The sequence below is a fragment of the Plantibacter sp. Leaf314 genome (genome assembly GCF_001423185.1).
Lineage (GTDB): Bacteria > Actinomycetota > Actinomycetes > Actinomycetales > Microbacteriaceae > Plantibacter.
Genome location: NZ_LMOB01000001.1, coordinates 193309 through 209572, shown reverse-complemented (window position 1 = coordinate 209572; position 16264 = coordinate 193309). Strand labels below are relative to the sequence as shown.

Annotated in this window: 15 protein-coding genes; 10 read left to right on the top strand and 5 right to left on the bottom strand. The window is 67.5% G+C overall.

All coding sequences use genetic code 11. The features are described 5' to 3' along the window. Nucleotides 1–58 precede the first annotated feature (58 nt). Both ASF68_RS01010 and ASF68_RS01005 read left to right on the top strand, forming a co-directional pair. Complete coding sequence (locus ASF68_RS01010) at nt 59–979, top strand: heme o synthase (RefSeq protein ID WP_056005639.1); 921 nt, start codon at nt 59–61, stop codon at nt 977–979. 4 nt (nt 980–983) lie between these two features. Next, the gene (locus tag ASF68_RS01005; protein WP_056005636.1) at nt 984–3533 is read left to right on the top strand and encodes an RNA helicase; all 2550 of its coding nucleotides are present in this window, start codon (nt 984–986) and stop codon (nt 3531–3533) included. Nucleotides 3534–3597: 64 nt separating this feature from the next. On the opposite strand, the gene ASF68_RS01000 is transcribed toward ASF68_RS01005, so the two are convergent. Next, nucleotides 3598–4629, bottom strand: coding sequence for a heme A synthase (locus ASF68_RS01000; protein WP_369796400.1), 1032 nt, complete (start codon nt 4627–4629; stop codon nt 3598–3600). A 247-nt stretch (nt 4630–4876) separates the two neighbouring features. On the opposite strand from ASF68_RS01000, the gene sufB reads away from it, so the two are divergent. From sufB to abc-f, 7 genes are all read left to right on the top strand, one after another. Further along, a complete protein-coding gene (gene sufB / locus ASF68_RS00995) occupies nt 4877–6295 on the top strand; it encodes a Fe-S cluster assembly protein SufB (protein WP_056005633.1) in 1419 nt (472 codons plus the stop codon). After that, a complete protein-coding gene (sufD, locus tag ASF68_RS00990; RefSeq protein WP_056005631.1) occupies nt 6295–7503 on the top strand; it encodes a Fe-S cluster assembly protein SufD in 1209 nt (402 codons plus the stop codon). The genes sufB and sufD overlap by 1 nt, the downstream gene beginning before the upstream one ends. Then, a complete protein-coding gene (locus ASF68_RS00985; RefSeq protein ID WP_056005628.1) occupies nt 7503–7826 on the top strand; it encodes a non-heme iron oxygenase ferredoxin subunit in 324 nt (107 codons plus the stop codon). The genes sufD and ASF68_RS00985 overlap by 1 nt, the downstream gene beginning before the upstream one ends. A gap of 4 nt (nt 7827–7830) precedes the next feature. Beyond that, the gene (sufC, locus tag ASF68_RS00980; protein ID WP_056005625.1) at nt 7831–8607 is read left to right on the top strand and encodes a Fe-S cluster assembly ATPase SufC; all 777 of its coding nucleotides are present in this window, start codon (nt 7831–7833) and stop codon (nt 8605–8607) included. Between the two features lie 28 nt (nt 8608–8635). Then, nucleotides 8636–8965, top strand: coding sequence for a metal-sulfur cluster assembly factor (locus ASF68_RS00975; protein WP_056005622.1), 330 nt, complete (start codon nt 8636–8638; stop codon nt 8963–8965). Between the two features lie 98 nt (nt 8966–9063). Continuing rightward, on the top strand, nt 9064–10230 hold the full coding sequence (locus tag ASF68_RS00970) for a MalY/PatB family protein (protein WP_056005619.1): 1167 nt from the start codon (nt 9064–9066) through the stop codon (nt 10228–10230). Between the two features lie 130 nt (nt 10231–10360). Continuing rightward, nucleotides 10361–11959, top strand: coding sequence for a ribosomal protection-like ABC-F family protein (gene abc-f / locus ASF68_RS00965; protein WP_056005615.1), 1599 nt, complete (start codon nt 10361–10363; stop codon nt 11957–11959). 66 nt (nt 11960–12025) lie between these two features. Here the strand turns inward: abc-f and ASF68_RS00960 are convergent, their stop codons facing one another. Both ASF68_RS00960 and ASF68_RS00950 read right to left on the bottom strand, forming a co-directional pair. Then, nucleotides 12026–12874 carry an SURF1 family protein gene (locus ASF68_RS00960; protein WP_056005612.1) on the bottom strand — a complete coding sequence of 283 codons (849 nt, stop codon included), beginning with the start codon at nt 12872–12874 and terminating at the stop codon, nt 12026–12028. A gap of 217 nt (nt 12875–13091) precedes the next feature. Continuing rightward, on the bottom strand, nt 13092–13400 hold the full coding sequence (locus tag ASF68_RS00950) for a DUF3099 domain-containing protein (RefSeq protein WP_056005606.1): 309 nt from the start codon (nt 13398–13400) through the stop codon (nt 13092–13094). A gap of 161 nt (nt 13401–13561) precedes the next feature. Between ASF68_RS00950 and fabG the strand changes: the two genes are divergently transcribed. Next, nucleotides 13562–14272: a 3-oxoacyl-ACP reductase FabG gene (fabG, locus tag ASF68_RS00945; RefSeq protein ID WP_056005603.1), complete on the top strand. Its 711-nt coding sequence runs from the start codon at nt 13562–13564 to the stop codon at nt 14270–14272. 26 nt (nt 14273–14298) lie between these two features. Here the strand turns inward: fabG and serB are convergent, their stop codons facing one another. Then, nucleotides 14299–15015, bottom strand: coding sequence for a phosphoserine phosphatase SerB (gene serB, locus ASF68_RS00940; protein WP_082498426.1), 717 nt, complete (start codon nt 15013–15015; stop codon nt 14299–14301). Then, a complete protein-coding gene (locus ASF68_RS00935; protein WP_056005597.1) occupies nt 15012–16256 on the bottom strand; it encodes a glucose-1-phosphate adenylyltransferase in 1245 nt (414 codons plus the stop codon). Before ASF68_RS00935 ends, serB begins: the two co-directional genes overlap by 4 nt. Between the last annotated feature and the right edge of the window lie 8 nt (nt 16257–16264).

The window sequence follows — 16264 nt, the reverse complement described above, 5'->3', positions numbered from 1 at the left end:
CGTCTGCGGACCGCGTACCGGGCGAGCAGTGCGTGGTGAACCGAACGTTAGAGGAGCAATGGACGTCGCTGTAGCAGAACGTGTGTCGAGCCCCAGGCTCGGTTTCCGACGCAAGGCGAAGGCGTACATCGCCCTCACCAAGCCCCGGGTCATGGAACTGCTGCTGGTGACGACGATCCCGGTCATGATCCTCGCGAAGGGCGGCCTGCCGGACTGGTGGCTCGTCATCGCGACGGTGATCGGCGGCGCGCTCAGCGCCGGCTCCGCCGCAGCGTTCAACTGCTACATCGACCGCGACATCGACGCGGTGATGGACCGCACGAAGAAGCGCCCCCTCGTGACCGGCGAGGTCACGCCGCGCGAGGCCCTCGTGTTCGCCTGGACGCTCGGCGTCGTGTCGACGGTGTGGCTCCTCGCCACCACCAACTGGCTGGCCGCTTCGCTGTCGGTCGGCGCGATCCTCTTCTACGTGTTCGTCTACACCCTGTGGCTGAAGCGACGCACCCAGCAGAACATCATCTGGGGCGGGATCGCCGGTTGCTTCCCCGTCGTCATCGGTTGGGCCGCCGTCACCGGTTCGCTCACCTGGGCACCGATCATCCTGTTCGCCGTCGTGTTCCTGTGGACGCCGCCGCACTACTGGCCGCTGTCCATGAAGTACCGGAGCGACTACCAGGCCGTCGGCGTACCGATGCTCGCCGTCGTCCGCGGGCGGGCACAGGTCGGCCTGCAGGTCATCCTCTACGCCTGGGCCACGGTCGCCTGCTCCCTCCTGCTCATCCCCGTGGCGGACATGGGCCTGCTCTACAGTGCGGTCGCCCTCCTGTCCGGCGGCTGGTTCGTCTACGAGACCCACCGCCTCTACAACCTGGCGATCCGCCACGAGCACGTCTCGCCCATGCGCGTGTTCCACGGTTCGATCACCTACCTGACCCTGCTGTTCCTCGCCGTCGGCATCGACCCGCTCCTCCCGTTCTGACCCGGTGGCTGACGCAGCGGAACGTGGCCGGCTGATCGCTGCGACGGGGGAGAGCCCCGACATCGTCTTCGACCGGTTCGTCTCCTGGGCCGAGGCCGGCGGTCTCAGCCTCTACCCGGCCCAGGAGGAGGCGCTCATCGGCATCGTCGACGGCGCCAACGTCATCCTGTCCACGCCCACGGGCACCGGGAAGAGCCTCGTCGCCGCAGGCGCGCACTTCGCCGCGTTGAGTTCCGGCCGACGCAGTTACTACACGGCCCCCATCAAGGCACTCGTCAGCGAGAAGTTCTTCGCCCTCGTCGAGATGTTCGGCGCGGAGAACGTCGGGATGGTCACCGGCGACTCCTCGGTGAACGCCGACGCGCCGATCGTCTGCTGCACCGCGGAGATCGTGGCCAACCTGGCGTTGCGACACGGCACCGATGCGGGCATCGACCAGGTCGTGATGGACGAGTTCCACTTCTACGCCGACCCGGATCGGGGTTGGGCCTGGCAGGTCCCGCTGCTCACGTTGCCGGACACCCAGTTCATCCTGATGTCCGCGACGCTCGGAGACGTCGGCGAACTCGCGGCCGACCTCGAGCGCCGCACCGGCCGCGAGACCGCCGTCGTGACGGGCGTCGAACGCCCCGTGCCGTTGCACTTCTCCTACGCGACGACGCCGATCCACGAAACGGTGGAGGATCTCCTCCACACCGGCCAGGCGCCCGTCTACATCGTGCACTTCGCCCAGGCGGCCGCGCTCGAGCGGGCGCAGGCGTTGACGAGCCTCAAGGTCGTCACGCGGGAGCAGCGCGACGAGATCGCCGCGGCCATCGGTGACTTCCGGTTCAGCACCGCGTTCGGCACGACCCTGTCCCGACTCGTCCGCAGCGGTATCGGCGTGCACCACGCCGGCATGCTGCCGAAGTACCGACGCCTCGTCGAGCAACTGGCGCAACGGGGCCTCCTCCGGGTCATCTGCGGGACCGACACCCTCGGGGTCGGGATCAACGTCCCGATCCGTACCGTCCTGTTCACCGCGCTCACGAAGTACGACGGCACGAAGATGCGGCAGGTGAACGCGAGGGAGTTCCACCAGATCGCCGGGCGAGCGGGTCGAGCGGGGTACGACACCGCAGGCACCGTGGTGGTGCAGGCACCCGAGCACGAGACCGAGAACCTCAAACTGATCGAGAAGGCGGGCGACGACCCGAAGAAGCGCCGCAAGATCATCCGCAAGAAGGCACCCGAAGGCTTCGTGTCATGGGGAGAGCCCAGTTTCCAACGGCTGGTCTCGGCCGAACCGGAGACGCTGACGAGCCACATGCAGCTCACCCACGCGATGATGCTCAGTGTCATCGCGCGTGGCGGTGACAGCTTCGGCACCATCCGTTCGCTCGTGTTCGACAACCACGAACCGCGCGCCAGACGCTTCGCCCTCGCCAGACGCGCGCTCGAGATCTATCGCACGCTGCGCACCGCCGGCGTGATCACCCAGACCACCGATCCCGACACGGGTGAGGTCGTCATCGGTCTCACGGTCGAGTTGCAGCCCAACTTCGCCCTCAACGCCCCACTCTCACCCTTCGCCCTCGCGGCGTTCGAGCTCCTCGACCCGGCGGAACCCGGCTTCGCACTCGACGTCATCTCGGTGGTGGAGTCGACCCTCGACGACCCCCGTCAGATCGTGATGGCCCAGCAGCACCTCGCCAGGGGCGAGGCCGTGCAGGCGATGAAGGCCGAGGGGATCGAGTACGACCAGCGCATGGAGCTCCTCGAACAGGTCACCCACCCGAAGCCACTCGCAGAGCTCCTCGAGGCGGCGTTCACGAGCTACACGGTGGCGCAGCCCTGGGCGCTCGACCTCGAATTGCGCCCGAAGGCGGTCGTCCGCGACTTCATCGAGCGGGCGCTGAACTTCAGCGAATTCGTGTCGTTCTACAGCCTGTCGAGGTCTGAGGGGCTCGTCCTGCGCTACCTGTCGGACGCCTTCCGGGCGATCCGCCAGAGTGTCCCGGACGAATTCAAGGACGAGGAACTCCAGGACCTCATCGAGTGGCTCGGCGAACTCGTCCGCCAGGTCGACTCGAGCTTGCTCGACGAGTGGGAGGAACTCTCCCACCCGGATCCGGAACGGCATGCCGAGGCCGTCCACGCACTCCCGCCGACACCGCGCAGCGTGCTCGCGAACCGGCGTGCGTTCACGGTCCTGGTCCGGAACGAACTCTTCCGCCGGGTCCAGCTCGCCTCCCTGGAGCACTACGACGCACTCGGCGAGCTCGACGCCTCTGCGGGATTCGACGCCGACGCCTGGGCCGATGCCATGGACCCCTACTTCGAGGAGCACGGCGAGTTGCCGACGGGAGCCGCGGCGCGGAGCCCTGCCCTCCTCGTGATCGACGACGAGGACGAACGCCCCGTCGGCGATGCCGGGGGAGTCTGGCGCGTGCGCCAGGTGTTCGCCGACCCGGCCGGTGACCACGACTGGGGGATCGCTGCCGTCATCGACCTCGACGCCTCCGACGAGACCGGCACGGCCGTGGTCCGCGTGACCGCCGTCGGGATGCTCTGAGCCGTCGTCCGAGGGCAGCACCTCCAGCGGCGCGCGTCGACCCGTCGTCGACGACGCGTCGGAGTCAGCGCGCGGCGCTGAGGGAGACCGGACGCTCGTCGTTCGACGCCGTCCGCACCGGGATCCGCTGCTGCAGGACGACCCAGGTCATCGCGGCGACGAGGAGTCCGGCGAGCACCATGTGGAGACCGACCAGCACCTCGGGGAGTCCGAGGCGCGCCTGGGTGAGTCCTACGACGATCTGCGCGACTTCGACCGCGAGGAGTGTGGTGACCGCGGTGCGGACGCCGCGCGACCCTCGGCGTGCGCCGAGCACGATCGCCCCGATGAGGAGGACGACGGTGCCCGCGAGCGTCGCGTAGGCGGGCCAGCTGTGGAGGTGCTGCAGGAACTCCGGGTCGAAGCCGTTCCGCGGAGCGGGCACCTTCTTGGAGTTGTCGCCGGCGTGGGGTCCCGAGCCCGTGGTGAGGATGCCGAAGACGACCGTCACAGCCACGAACAGGCTCGTGAGGTGGACGACGCCGAGGTACCAACCGGGCATGACCTTCACCGCGCCACGGGGCCCGCGGTAGACCCGGTGGACGAGCATCGTCGCGAGGGCGACCAGGACGATCGAGATGACGAAGTGCAGCCCCACCACGTACGGGTTCAGGCCGGTGAGCACGGTGATCCCGCCGAGGACGGCCTGTGCCGGGATGGACAGCCCCTGGAGCAGGGTCAGTCGGAAGAGGTCCGGCCGCTGCCGACGCATGCGGATGACCGCGAGGAACGCGGCGATCACGATGATCGCCAGGACGAACGTCAGCAGACGGTTGCCGAACTCGATGATCCCGTGGATCCCCATCTCCGGCGTGTTCACGAACGAGTCGTCCGTGCAGCGAGGCCAGGTGGGGCAACCGAGACCGGAAGCGGTCAAGCGGACGGCTCCACCGGTGCCGATGAGGACGAGCTGGAACGCGAACGAGAACCAGGCGACGACCCGCACCCGCTTGTCGATCGTCGTCGGCAACCACTGCCAGAACCGCGTGGCGCGCACCCGCTCGGGGAGGCTGCGCGGCGGCGTCGCGCGACTGGCGGTCTTGGAGTGGTCTGACACGGGTCGGTCCTTCGGTTCGCGGTGGCCACGGCGACGGTATGCACCGTCCTCACCCACAACCCACAGGAAGCTGTAGGATTATGAGGTTCACGGTGCGCGCGAGAAGCGCCATGGTTCAAGAACATTGTAGGTTCGCGAAGAAGCCGCCCGCACATCCCCTCCCCAACCCGCTCCGATCAGGCGCGTCCCACGGGAGGGAATGACGACCTCCATCCGGTGGTTGTCTCCAGGGAGGAAAGAGGGACACATGTCAGACATCCTGATCGATCGCCCAGAGCTCGCCGGACTCGGCCAATACGAGTTCGGATGGCACGACGGCGACGTCGCCGGCGCCTCAGCGCGCCGCGGTATCTCCACCGAGGTCGTGGCCGACATCTCCGCGCTGAAGAGCGAACCGGACTGGATGCTGCAGCGGCGCCTCAAGGCCCTGCAGCTGTTCGAGCGCAAGCCCATGCCGACATGGGGCGCCGACCTCTCCGAGATCGACTTCGAGAACATCAAGTACTTCGTCCGCTCGACCGAGAAGCAGGCCCAGACCTGGGAAGACCTGCCGGACGACATCAAGAACACCTACGAGAAGCTCGGCATCCCCGAGGCCGAGCGCCAGCGCCTCGTCTCCGGCGTCGCCGCGCAGTACGAGTCCGAGGTGGTCTACCACCAGATCAACGAGGAACTCGAGGCGCAGGGTGTCATCTTCATGGACACCGACACCGCGTTGCGCGAGCACCCCGAGTTCTTCGAGGAGTACTTCGGCACGGTCATCCCGTCCGGCGACAACAAGTTCGCGGCGCTGAACACGGCCGTGTGGTCCGGTGGCTCCTTCGTCTACGTGCCGCCCGGCGTGCACGTGGAGATCCCGCTGCAGGCCTACTTCCGGATCAACACCGAGAACATGGGCCAGTTCGAGCGGACGCTGATCATCGCCGACGAGGGCAGCTACGTGCACTACATCGAGGGCTGCACCGCGCCGATCTACAAGTCGGACTCGCTGCACTCCGCGGTCGTCGAGATCATCGTCAAGAAGAACGCGCGTGTGCGGTACACGACCATCCAGAACTGGTCGAACAACGTCTACAACCTGGTCACGAAGCGTGCCACGGCCGCTGAGGGCGCGACCATGGAGTGGATCGACGGCAACATCGGATCCAAGGTCACGATGAAGTACCCGTCCATCTACCTCATGGGCGAGCACGCCAAGGGCGAGACCCTGTCCGTCGCGTTCGCCGGCCCCGGCCAGCACCAGGACGCCGGCGCCAAGATGATCCACATGGCTCCGTACACGCAGTCGTCGATCGTGTCGAAGTCGATCGCCCGTGGTGGCGGCCGTGCCGGCTACCGCGGTGAGGTCCGGGTCGACGCCAACGCCCACCACTCGGCCAACACCGTGCGGTGCGACGCGCTCCTCGTCGACACCATCTCCCGGAGCGACACCTACCCGGCGATCGACATCCGCGTGGACGACGTCCAGCTCGGACACGAGGCGACGGTGTCGAAGGTCAGCGAAGAGCAGCTCTTCTACCTGATGAGCCGCGGCATGCCGGAGGACGAGGCCATGGCCATGATCGTCCGCGGCTTCATCGAGCCGATCGCCCGCGAGCTGCCCATGGAGTACGCACTCGAACTCAACAAGCTCATCGAGATGGGCATGGAAGGATCCGTCGGTTAATGACGACTGCAGCACCGACTCAGACCGAAGGACAGCACGGCATCACGGCACACAGCGACGGCGCAGGACGCGTCATCCCGGTGCAGACCCGATCGGAGCGCTTCAGCTCCTATGATGTGGCCGACTTCCCAGCGGTGACGGGACGCGAGGCGGTCTGGAAGCTCAGCCCGGTCGCGAAGTTCACCGACCTCACCGCGGGGGAGCTCGACGGCTCGCCCACCCCGGTCCAGCACGACGACGTCGACGGCTTCGGCATCGAGTGGATCGGTCGTGACGACGCGCGCGTCGGATCGGCTGGTGTTCCGGAGGAGCGCGCATCGGCGAACGCGTGGTCGAGTTTCGAGCATGCGCTCGCGATCTCGGTCACCGGTGAGGAGACCAAGACCCTCCGCATCGAGCGCAGCGCGCTCGGCGGTGGCCCTCGCGCCGCGCACACGGTCATCACGGCCGCACCGTTCAGCCGCGGCCTGATCATCATCGAGAACTCCGGCGACGCGCGCCTCACGGAGAACGTCGAGATCGTCGTCGGCGAGCAGGCGGACGTGACCGTCGTGTCGGTGCAGTGGTGGGACGACGAAGCCGTGCACCTCGCGAGCCACTTCGCCTCCATCGGCCGCGACGCGCACCTCAAGCACGTCGTCGTGTCCCTCGGTGGCAAGGTCGTCCGAGTGAACCCCACGCTGCACCTCTCCGGTCAGGGCTCCGATCTCGACTCACTGGGCGTCTACTTCTCCGATGCGGGCCAGCACCTCGAGCAGCAGGTGTACATGCACCACGACGCTCCGAACACCCGGGGCCGCGTGACCTACAAGGGCGCCTTGCAGGGTGAGGGCGCCCGGTCCGTCTGGATCGGCGACGTCCTCATCAGCAACCGTGCCGTCGCCACGGACAGCTACGAGCAGAACCGCAACCTGGTCCTCTCGGACGGCACTCGTGCCGACTCCGTTCCGAACCTCGAGATCGAGACCGGCGACATCGCCGGAGCCGGCCACGCGAGCGCGACCGGACGCTTCGACGACGAGCAGCTCTTCTACCTGCAGGCGCGAGGCATCCCCGAGGACGAAGCACGGCGACTCGTCGTCCGTGGATTCCTCGTCGAGATCATCCAGCAGATCGGCGACGCCGAGCTGCAGGAGCGCCTCTCGGCGGCCATCGAAGCAGAGCTGTTGGGCGCCGACGGACAGGACGACGGCGGAGCGCAGCACTGATGGCGACGAAGGTGTGCTCGTTCGACGAGCTCGCCGTGAACCAGGCCAAGCGGGTCGTGGTGGACGGCGTGCCGATCGCCCTCGTCCGGGACGCGTCTGACGACGTGTTCGCCATCGGGGACGTCTGCACCCACGGCGACATCTCGCTGTCCGAAGGCTTCGTCGAAGACGGCAACCTCGAATGCTGGGCTCACGGTTCGCAGTTCTCGCTCACCACGGGCAAGCCGTTGACCCTGCCGGCCTATGAGCCGGTCCCCGTCTACACCGTCGAGCTCATCGACGGCGACATCTACATCGACCCGACCGCAACGAAAGAGATCTAGCACCATGTCAGTCCTCGAAATCCGCGACCTGCACGTCAGTGTCGAAACCGAACAGGGCACGAAGCCGATCCTGCGTGGCGTCGACCTCACCATCCGCAAGGGCGAGACGCACGCCATCATGGGTCCCAACGGCTCGGGCAAGTCGACGCTCGCGTACACGATCGCCGGTCACCCGAAGTACACCGTCGACAGCGGCTCGATCACCCTCGACGGTGAGGACGTCCTCGCGATGAGCGTCGACGAGCGTGCGCGCGCCGGACTCTTCCTGGCCATGCAGTACCCGGTCGAGATCCCCGGTGTCACGGTCACCAACTTCCTCCGCACCGCGAAGACCGCGGTCGACGGCGAGGCACCGGCCATCCGTGGCTGGATCAAGGACGTCCGCGAGTCGATGAGCAACCTGCGCATGGAGCCGGCCTTCGCCGAGCGGAACGTGAACGAGGGCTTCTCGGGCGGCGAGAAGAAGCGCCACGAGATCCTGCAGCTCGAGCTGCTCAAGCCGCAGTTCGCCGTCCTCGACGAGACCGACTCCGGTCTCGACGTCGACGCGCTCAAGATCGTCTCCGAGGGCGTCAACCGCGCCAAGGAGAACACCGGTCTCGGCGTCTTGCTCATCACGCACTACACGCGCATCCTCCGCTACATCAAGCCGGACTTCGTGCACGTCTTCGTCGCCGGCAAGATCGCCGAACAGGGCGGTCCCGAGCTCGCCGACCGACTCGAGAACGAAGGGTACGACCGCTTCCTCGTCGACGCCGTCGTGGCTCCGGAAGGCGCCTGAGTCCGCGAAGGCGGTCTAAGATAACGACATGGTAACAACGCTCAGTCCGCAACGATTCGACGAGGTCGAAGAAGCACTCAAGGACGTCATGGACCCCGAGCTCGGGGTGAACGTGGTCGACCTCGGTCTCATCTACGATCTCGGTTGGGATGACGAGAACGACGCGCTCATCATCCACATGACCCTGACCTCCGCCGGCTGTCCGCTCACGGACGTGCTGGAGGAACAGACCGGTCAGGCGCTCGACGGGATCGTCGACGCGTTCCGCATCAACTGGGTCTGGATGCCGCCGTGGGGTCCCGAGCGGATCACGGACGACGGCCGCGACATGATGCGAGCCCTCGGCTTCTCGATCTGATCGATCCTCCACGACGACGGACGGCTGTGTTCCAGCCGTCCGTCGTCGTCGTTCGCGGCGGTTGTGCCCGACGCGCCGACCGCGGATAGGGTCGAGCCATGACCGAGACCGTTTCCGCCGACCCCCTCGACCTGCTCCGCACCCGGACGAGCGAGAAGTGGTCCGAGTACCCGGACGACGTCCTGCCGATGTTCGTCGCGGAGATGGACGTCCCGCTCGCGCCCGTGATCCGCGCCGCACTCCACGCTGCGATCGATCGCGGGGACGCCGGATACGTGGCGAGCCGCACGCGACTTCCCGAGGCGTTCGCCGACTTCGCGTCACGACGCTGGGGGTGGGAGGTGGACCCCGGATCCGTCTTCACCACCGCCGACGTCAGCATGGGCATCGTGGAGATCCTCCGTCGTGTCATCACCCCGGGGGAACGGGTCGTCGTCACGTCCCCGGTGTACCCGCCATTCTTCGACCTCGTCGCCGAGGCCGGTGGGGTCGTCGCCGACGTGCCGCTGCGCGGTTCGAGTCGTCGGGAGGACCCGGCCGGTGGGCTCCGCCTCGATCTCGATGCCCTGGAGACCGCGTTCCGTGACGGCGCGAAGGCCTTCCTGCTCTGCAACCCGCACAACCCGATCGGGCGCCCGCACACGGTCGAGGAACTCCGCTCCGTCGCCTCGCTCGCCGCCCGCTACGGGGTCGTGGTGGTGAGCGATGAGATCCACGCGCCGCTCACGCAGCCCGGCGAGCGGTTCGTCCCTTACCTGAGTGTCTCGGAGGAGGCTGCGGCGAACGGATACGCCGTCCTGTCAGCGAGCAAGGCCTGGAATCTGGCAGGCCTGAAGTGCGCGGTCATGGTGACGGCTGGTGCCGGTCCGCGGAGCGTGATCGCCGGTATGCCGGTCGAGGTCTTCTGGCGCACCGGTCAGTTCGGCGTGCTGGCCTCGATCGCGGCGTTCGAATCCGGGGAACCGTGGCTCGACGGCCTTCTGGGTCTCATCGATGGGAATCGACGCCTGCTGGGTGACCTCCTGAGCGCCGAGCTCCCGGAGATCGGTTACCGCATGCCCGCCGCCGGCTATCTGGCCTGGCTCGACTGCTCCACTCTCGGTTGGTCGGAACCGCCCGCCCGTCACATCCTGCGGGTGGCGAAGGTCGCTCTGCAGGAGGGAGCGCCGTTCGGTCCGTCCGGCGCCGGCCATGCACGGTTGAACCTCGCCTGTTCGCCGGAGCTGCTGACCGAGGCCATCCGACGGATCTCGGCGCTGCGCTGAGTCCGAACGGGCGCCCTCGGACGCACGCGAGACGGCCGCGGTGCCGAGCATCGATTTCACGATTTATACTGGGAAGTTGACCCCCACCCCCCGCGTTGTCGAAACGCACCTGAAGAAATGGACCATGCCTGTGCTGAGTGTGCACGACCTCGAGATCCGCGTGGGGGCACGCGTGCTCATGGAGCACGTGAACTTCCGCGTGTCCGCCGGCGACAAGATCGGCCTCGTCGGCCGCAACGGCGCCGGGAAGACCACCCTGACCAAGACCCTGGCCGGCGAGACCCTGCCGACCAACGGCAAGATCGATCGTGGCGGGGAGATCGGCTACCTCCCGCAGGATCCGCGTTCCGGCAACCCCGAGGACCTCGCCCGCACCCGCATCCTCGACGCCCGCGGCCTCGGCCAGCTCGCGCTCGGCATGCACGAGTCGAGCATGGCCATGGCGAGCGACGACCCAAAGGTCGCCGAAGCCGCCATGAAGAAGTACGGCAACCTCACGGACCGGTTCAACGCCCTCGGGGGATACGCCGCCGAGGCCGAAGCCGCGTCGATCGCGTCGAACCTGAATCTGCCCGACCGCATCCTCGACCAGCAGCTGAAGACGCTCTCCGGAGGACAGCGCCGCCGCATCGAACTCGCGCGCATCCTCTTCTCCGACGCCGAGACGCTCATCCTCGACGAGCCGACCAACCACCTGGACGCCGACTCGGTCGTGTGGCTGCGGGAGTTCCTCAAGCAGTACAAGGGCGGGTTCATCGTGATCTCGCACGACATCGAGCTCGTGGGGGAGACGGTCAACCGGGTCTTCTACCTCGATGCGAACCGCACCGTCATCGACATCTACAACATGAATTGGAAGAACTACCAGCGGCAGCGCGAGGCCGACGAGGAGCGCCGGAAGAAGGAGCGCACCAACGTCGAGAAGAAGGCGACCGCGCTCCAGCTCCAGGCGGCCAAGTTCGGTGCGAAGGCCAGCAAGGCGGCCGCGGCGCACCAGATGGTCGCACGCGCTGAGCGGATGCTCTCCGGCCTCGAGGAGGTCCGCGCCCAGGATCGCGTCGCGAAGCTGCGGTTCCCGACCCCGGCCCCCTGCGGCCGCACGCCGCTCATGGCGAGCAACCTGTCGAAGAGCTACGGATCACTCGAGATCTTCACGGCGGTCGACCTCGCGATCGACCGCGGATCGAAGGTCGTAATCCTCGGGTTCAACGGTGCGGGCAAGACCACGCTGCTGCGGATCCTGGCCGGTGTGGACCAGCCCGACACCGGTCAGCTCGAGCCCGGTCACGGGCTGCGGATCGGCTACTACGCCCAGGAACACGAGACGATCGACGTCAAGCGCAGCGTCCTGGAGAACATGGTCTCCTCGTCGCCGAACATCACCGAGATGGAAGCGCGCAAGGTGCTCGGTTCGTTCCTGTTCACCGGCGACGACTCCAACAAGCTCGCGGGGGTGCTCTCCGGTGGTGAGAAGACGCGACTCGCCCTCGCGATGATCGTCGTCTCGGGAGCGAACATGCTCCTGCTCGACGAACCGACCAACAACCTCGACCCGGCCAGCCGGCTGGAGATCCTCGACGCGCTCGCCCACTACGAGGGCGCGGTCGTACTCGTCAGCCACGACGAGGGAGCGGTCGAGGCATTGAACCCGGAACGGGTCCTCATCCTGCCCGACGGCGTCGAGGACCACTGGAACAAGGACTACCAGGACCTCGTCAGTCTGGCCTGACGCGCTGGGCCCGTGTGCATCACGGGCCCGGCTCGGCCGCCCGGTGAATCCGGTGGGCGGCGTGGGTCAGCGACGCGACTCGAGGATCTCGTCCTCGATGTCGGCGTCGGACCTCGCCTTGTTGGCGAGGCGTTCGGCGCGCGCGGCCGCCCGCCGCTGCTCCTTCGGGTCGTCCGAGTTCAGGATGCGGTACTCCTGGCGGATCGCGTAGGCGAGGAAGATGAAGCCCATCAGCGCGAACACGACCCACTGCAGCGCGTAGGACAGGTGCATGCCCTCGTTCGGCTCGGGTTTGATCGGGCCGAGGGGCGCCGCCTCCGCGGGCGCCGGGCGCTCCGAGAGCAGCATCCCGTACGCGCCCGTGTAGACCGTCTCACCGCGGAGTTCGGCGATCTGGGGGAGGTTGATCGTCGCCACCTGGCCGTCGGCGGCACCGCGGCCCGGGAGGGTCGGCTCGCCCGGCCGGATCCGGACGACGACCGAGACCTCTCCGGACGGGGGAGCGGGAATCGACTCCGGTGCGTCGAGCGTGTCGCCCGCCGGGACCCAGCCGCGATCGACGATGAAGACGTCGCCGTTGGCCAGTCGGAGCGGCGTGAGGACGTCGAAGCCCGCCTGGTTGTTCCGGGGACGGTTGCGGACGAGCAACTGCTCGTCCGTCAGGTAGGTTCCGCTCATCGACACCGGGTGCCATTCGTCGGCGACGCTGAAGGAGTCGAGCGATGGGAGTGCCTCGTCGAGCGGGATCGGGGTCGCGTCCCAGTTGGTGGCGATGCGCTGGACCTCTTCCTCCTTCTCGCTCGCGCGTGCGAGCTGCCAGTTGGAGAGGAGCACGCAGACGACGGCGAAGACGATGGCGACGCCCAGGTATCCGAGCCAGCGCCGGCTGAAGGCGAAGCGCCATCCGGCGCTCATGATCCCACCACCGGGGCGAGGCGCACCCGCTCGAGCGGGAAGGAGCGGGCCTCGAGGAAGGCTTCCAGGAAGTCGACGTGCTCCTCGCAGGCGGTCCAGGTCTTCACGCGGTCTCCGGTGTGGATCTTCGGATTCCGCCAGTCGATCCGCCAGTCCGCCACTGCACGGCACCCGGCGCGAGAACAGATCACCCCGTCGGGCTCGGCTCCGAACCCGATCATGCCTGGTCGGCCGGGCGGGGAGGGACGGAGTCGTCGACGATGTTCGGCCGCTGGGACACCACGACACCACTGGGGCGTTCGATCTCGCCCTGCGACGGCAGCGAACCGGCGTTCGCGATGATCACGGCGATGTACGGGAGGAAGATGGCGCCGGCCGCGACCACGAACATCCAACCGCCCTGCACGAATGGGAGCGCGGCGAGGCAAAGCAACCGGACACCCATGGTGATCGAGTACTTGATGAGCCGCTGCCGGCGTTCCTGATCGGGCGCCGGTGGGAGTGAGGTGATGCTCTGCTGCTTCATGCCAGTCTCAGCCTACGCTCTCGACGGGCGCTCGATGCCCTGAAGTGACCGGGAGGAACCGGAGACCACCATATGCTGGTACGGGTCCGCGGCCGGAGCGTCACGGACCTCGACGGCCGCCGCTCGAATCGGTCCGTCCCGCCGCAGGAGAGGAATCGACCATGACCGCACCACGCACCGTCCTCGTCACCGGAGGCAACCGGGGGATCGGCTTCGCCATCGCCGAGGAGTTCGTCGCGCAGGGTCACCGGGTGGCCGTGACCGCGCGGTCGGGCGAGGGACCGGCCGGCACGCTGACGGTCCGCGCGGACGTCACGGACGCCGCCTCGGTGGACGCGGCCTTCACCGAGATCGAAGCCCAGCTCGGTCCCGTCGAGGTGCTCGTGGCCAATGCGGGCATCACGAAGGACACCCTGCTCATGCGGATGACCGAGGAGGACTTCGACCGGGTGGTCGACACGAACCTGGGTGGTTCCTTCCGGGTCGTCAAGCGAGCGTCGAAAGGCATGCTCAAGGCGCGGTTCGGGCGCATCGTGCTCATCTCGAGTGTCGTCGGCCTCTACGGTTCCGCCGGCCAGGTCAATTACGCCGCCTCGAAGAGCGGCCTCGTCGGCATGGCGCGCTCCATCACCCGTGAACTCGGTGCACGCGGGATCACGGCGAACGTCATCGCGCCCGGCTTCATCGAGACGGACATGACCGCCGAGCTGCCGGCCGAGACGCAGGCCGAGTACAAGAAGAGCATCCCCGCCGCCCGGTTCGCGAGCGCGAACGAGGTCGCCAAGGTCGTCACCTGGATCGCCGGCGATGACGCCGGGTACATCTCCGGGGCGGTCATCCCGGTCGACGGTGGCCTCGGCATGGGGCACTAACCCGAGGTCGAACACCCGGGGTCGACTCAGCGGCGCTGAGGCCCGCTCTCGAGGCCGAGGAGCGGCAGGACGTCGCCGAGGTCGACCCTGCCTGCGACGACGTCCGCGTGCCGACGCACGATCGGCTTCGCGTTGAAGGCGACCGAGAGGCCCGCGACCTCCATCATGGCGAGATCGTTTGCGCCGTCGCCGACCGCGATGGTCCGAACCAGCGGCACGTCGTCGAGGGCGGCCCACTCCTGCAACGCATCCGCCTTGGCCGCTGCGTCGATGATCGGCCCGCTGAGCCCGCCGGTCAGTCGACCGTCGGCCGTCTCGAGCCGGTTCGCCCGCACATGGTCGAGGCCGAGGGTCGCTGCGAGCGGATCGAGGAGTTCATGGAATCCGCCGGAGACCACACCGATCGTCGATCCGTGCGCGTGCAGCCCGTCGATGAGCCGCTCGAGCCCGCGGGTGGTGCGGATCCGCCGGGCGATCACGGGGATGCGGTCCACCCGCAGGCCGGCGAGCGTCGCCACCCGCGCCCGGAGGCTGTCGGCGAAGTCGAGCTCGCCTCGCATCGCCCGCTCCGTGATCGCAGCGACCTCGGGAAGACTGCCGACCTCCTCGGCGAGGAGTTCGATCACCTCGTTCTCGATGAGCGTCGAGTCGGCGTCCAGGACCGCGAGGAACCGGACGCCTCGTCCGGCCTGTGGGGGGAGTGCTGCCTCGGGATCCGCCACTGCCGAACGATCGGTACTCATGGAACGACGCGTACTCCCTTGCCAACCACGGTGAGACCGGACTCGGTGACGGTGAATCCGCGAGCGCGGTCCCGGTCGTGGTCGACACCGACGCTCGCGCCGGAGGTGACCACCACATCCTTGTCCAGGATAGCCCGCTTGACGACGGCGTCCGGTTCGATGTGGACCTTGTCGAACACCACGGAGTCCGAGACGTGAGCGCCCGACTCCACGAGCGCCCAGGGCCCGAGGACACTGCGCTCGATGTGCGCTCCGGACAGCAGCGACCCGAGCGAGACGATCGAGTCGATGGTCTGGCCGAGGTTGCCCTTCGCATCCCGCACGAACTTGGCCGGCGGCGAGTTCAACTGCGAGCTGAAGATCGGCCAGTCCCGGTTGTAGAGGTTGAAGATGGGGAGCGTCGAGATGAGGTCCTGGTGCGCCTCGTAGAAGGACTCGATCGTCCCCACGTCGCGCCAGTAGTAGCGGTCGCGGTCGGTGGAGCCCGGTACGTCGTTCCGCTGGAGGTCGTACACGCCGGCTTCACCGCGATCGACGAAGTACGGGACGATGTCGCCACCCATGTCGTGGTTCGAACTCGTCACCTCACCGTCGTCGATGACCGCCTGCATCAACGCGTCCGCGTCGAACACGTAGTTGCCCATGGAGGCGAGCACCTCACCGGGGGAGTCCGGCAGGCCGGGTGCGTCGAGGGGCTTCTCGAGGAAGCGCGCGATCGTCGTGGGGTCGTCAGCGTCCACGTCGATGACGCCGAACTGGTCCGAGAGGGAGATCGGCTGACGGATCGCCGCGACGGTGGCCTTCTTCCCGGACTGGATGTGCGCCTCGATCATCTGCGCGAAGTCCATGCGGTACACGTGGTCCGCACCGACGACCACGACGATGTCGGGCTTCTCGTCGCGGATGAGGTTGAGGCTCTGCAGGATGGCGTCGGCGGAGCCGCTGAACCAACGCTTCCCGAGGCGCTGCTGCGCCGGCACGGATGCGACATAGGAGTCGAGCAACCCCGAGAGACGCCACGTCTGCGAGACGTGGCGGTCAAGGCTGTGGGACTTGTACTGGGTGAGGACGACGATCTGGGTGAGTCCCGAGTTGATGAGGTTGGACAGCGCGAAGTCGATCAGACGGTACTGCCCGCCGAACGGTACGGCCGGTTTCGCGCGGTCCGCGGTCAGCGGCATCAACCGCTTCCCTTCCCCACCAGCGAGGACGATTCCGAAAATCTTCTTTGAGGCGGCCATGGCTTCAG

Excerpts from the sequence above, each read along its gene's own strand:
- ASF68_RS00975 (WP_056005622.1), top strand. The coding sequence starts at position 8,636 with ATGGTAACAACGCTCAGTCCGCAACGATTCGACGAGGTCGAAGAAGCA.
- ASF68_RS00935 (WP_056005597.1), bottom strand. The coding sequence starts at position 16,256 with ATGGCCGCCTCAAAGAAGATTTTCGGAATCGTCCTCGCTGGTGGGGAA.
- ASF68_RS00985 (WP_056005628.1), top strand. The coding sequence starts at position 7,503 with ATGGCGACGAAGGTGTGCTCGTTCGACGAGCTCGCCGTGAACCAGGCC.
- sufC (WP_056005625.1), top strand. The coding sequence starts at position 7,831 with ATGTCAGTCCTCGAAATCCGCGACCTGCACGTCAGTGTCGAAACCGAA.
- ASF68_RS00960 (WP_056005612.1), bottom strand. The coding sequence starts at position 12,874 with ATGAGCGCCGGATGGCGCTTCGCCTTCAGCCGGCGCTGGCTCGGATAC.
- ASF68_RS00970 (WP_056005619.1), top strand. The coding sequence starts at position 9,064 with ATGACCGAGACCGTTTCCGCCGACCCCCTCGACCTGCTCCGCACCCGG.
- ASF68_RS01010 (WP_056005639.1), top strand. The coding sequence starts at position 59 with ATGGACGTCGCTGTAGCAGAACGTGTGTCGAGCCCCAGGCTCGGTTTC.
- sufB (WP_056005633.1), top strand. The coding sequence starts at position 4,877 with ATGTCAGACATCCTGATCGATCGCCCAGAGCTCGCCGGACTCGGCCAA.
- sufD (WP_056005631.1), top strand. The coding sequence starts at position 6,295 with ATGACGACTGCAGCACCGACTCAGACCGAAGGACAGCACGGCATCACG.
- fabG (WP_056005603.1), top strand. The coding sequence starts at position 13,562 with ATGACCGCACCACGCACCGTCCTCGTCACCGGAGGCAACCGGGGGATC.
- ASF68_RS00950 (WP_056005606.1), bottom strand. The coding sequence starts at position 13,400 with ATGAAGCAGCAGAGCATCACCTCACTCCCACCGGCGCCCGATCAGGAA.
- serB (WP_082498426.1), bottom strand. The coding sequence starts at position 15,015 with ATGAGTACCGATCGTTCGGCAGTGGCGGATCCCGAGGCAGCACTCCCC.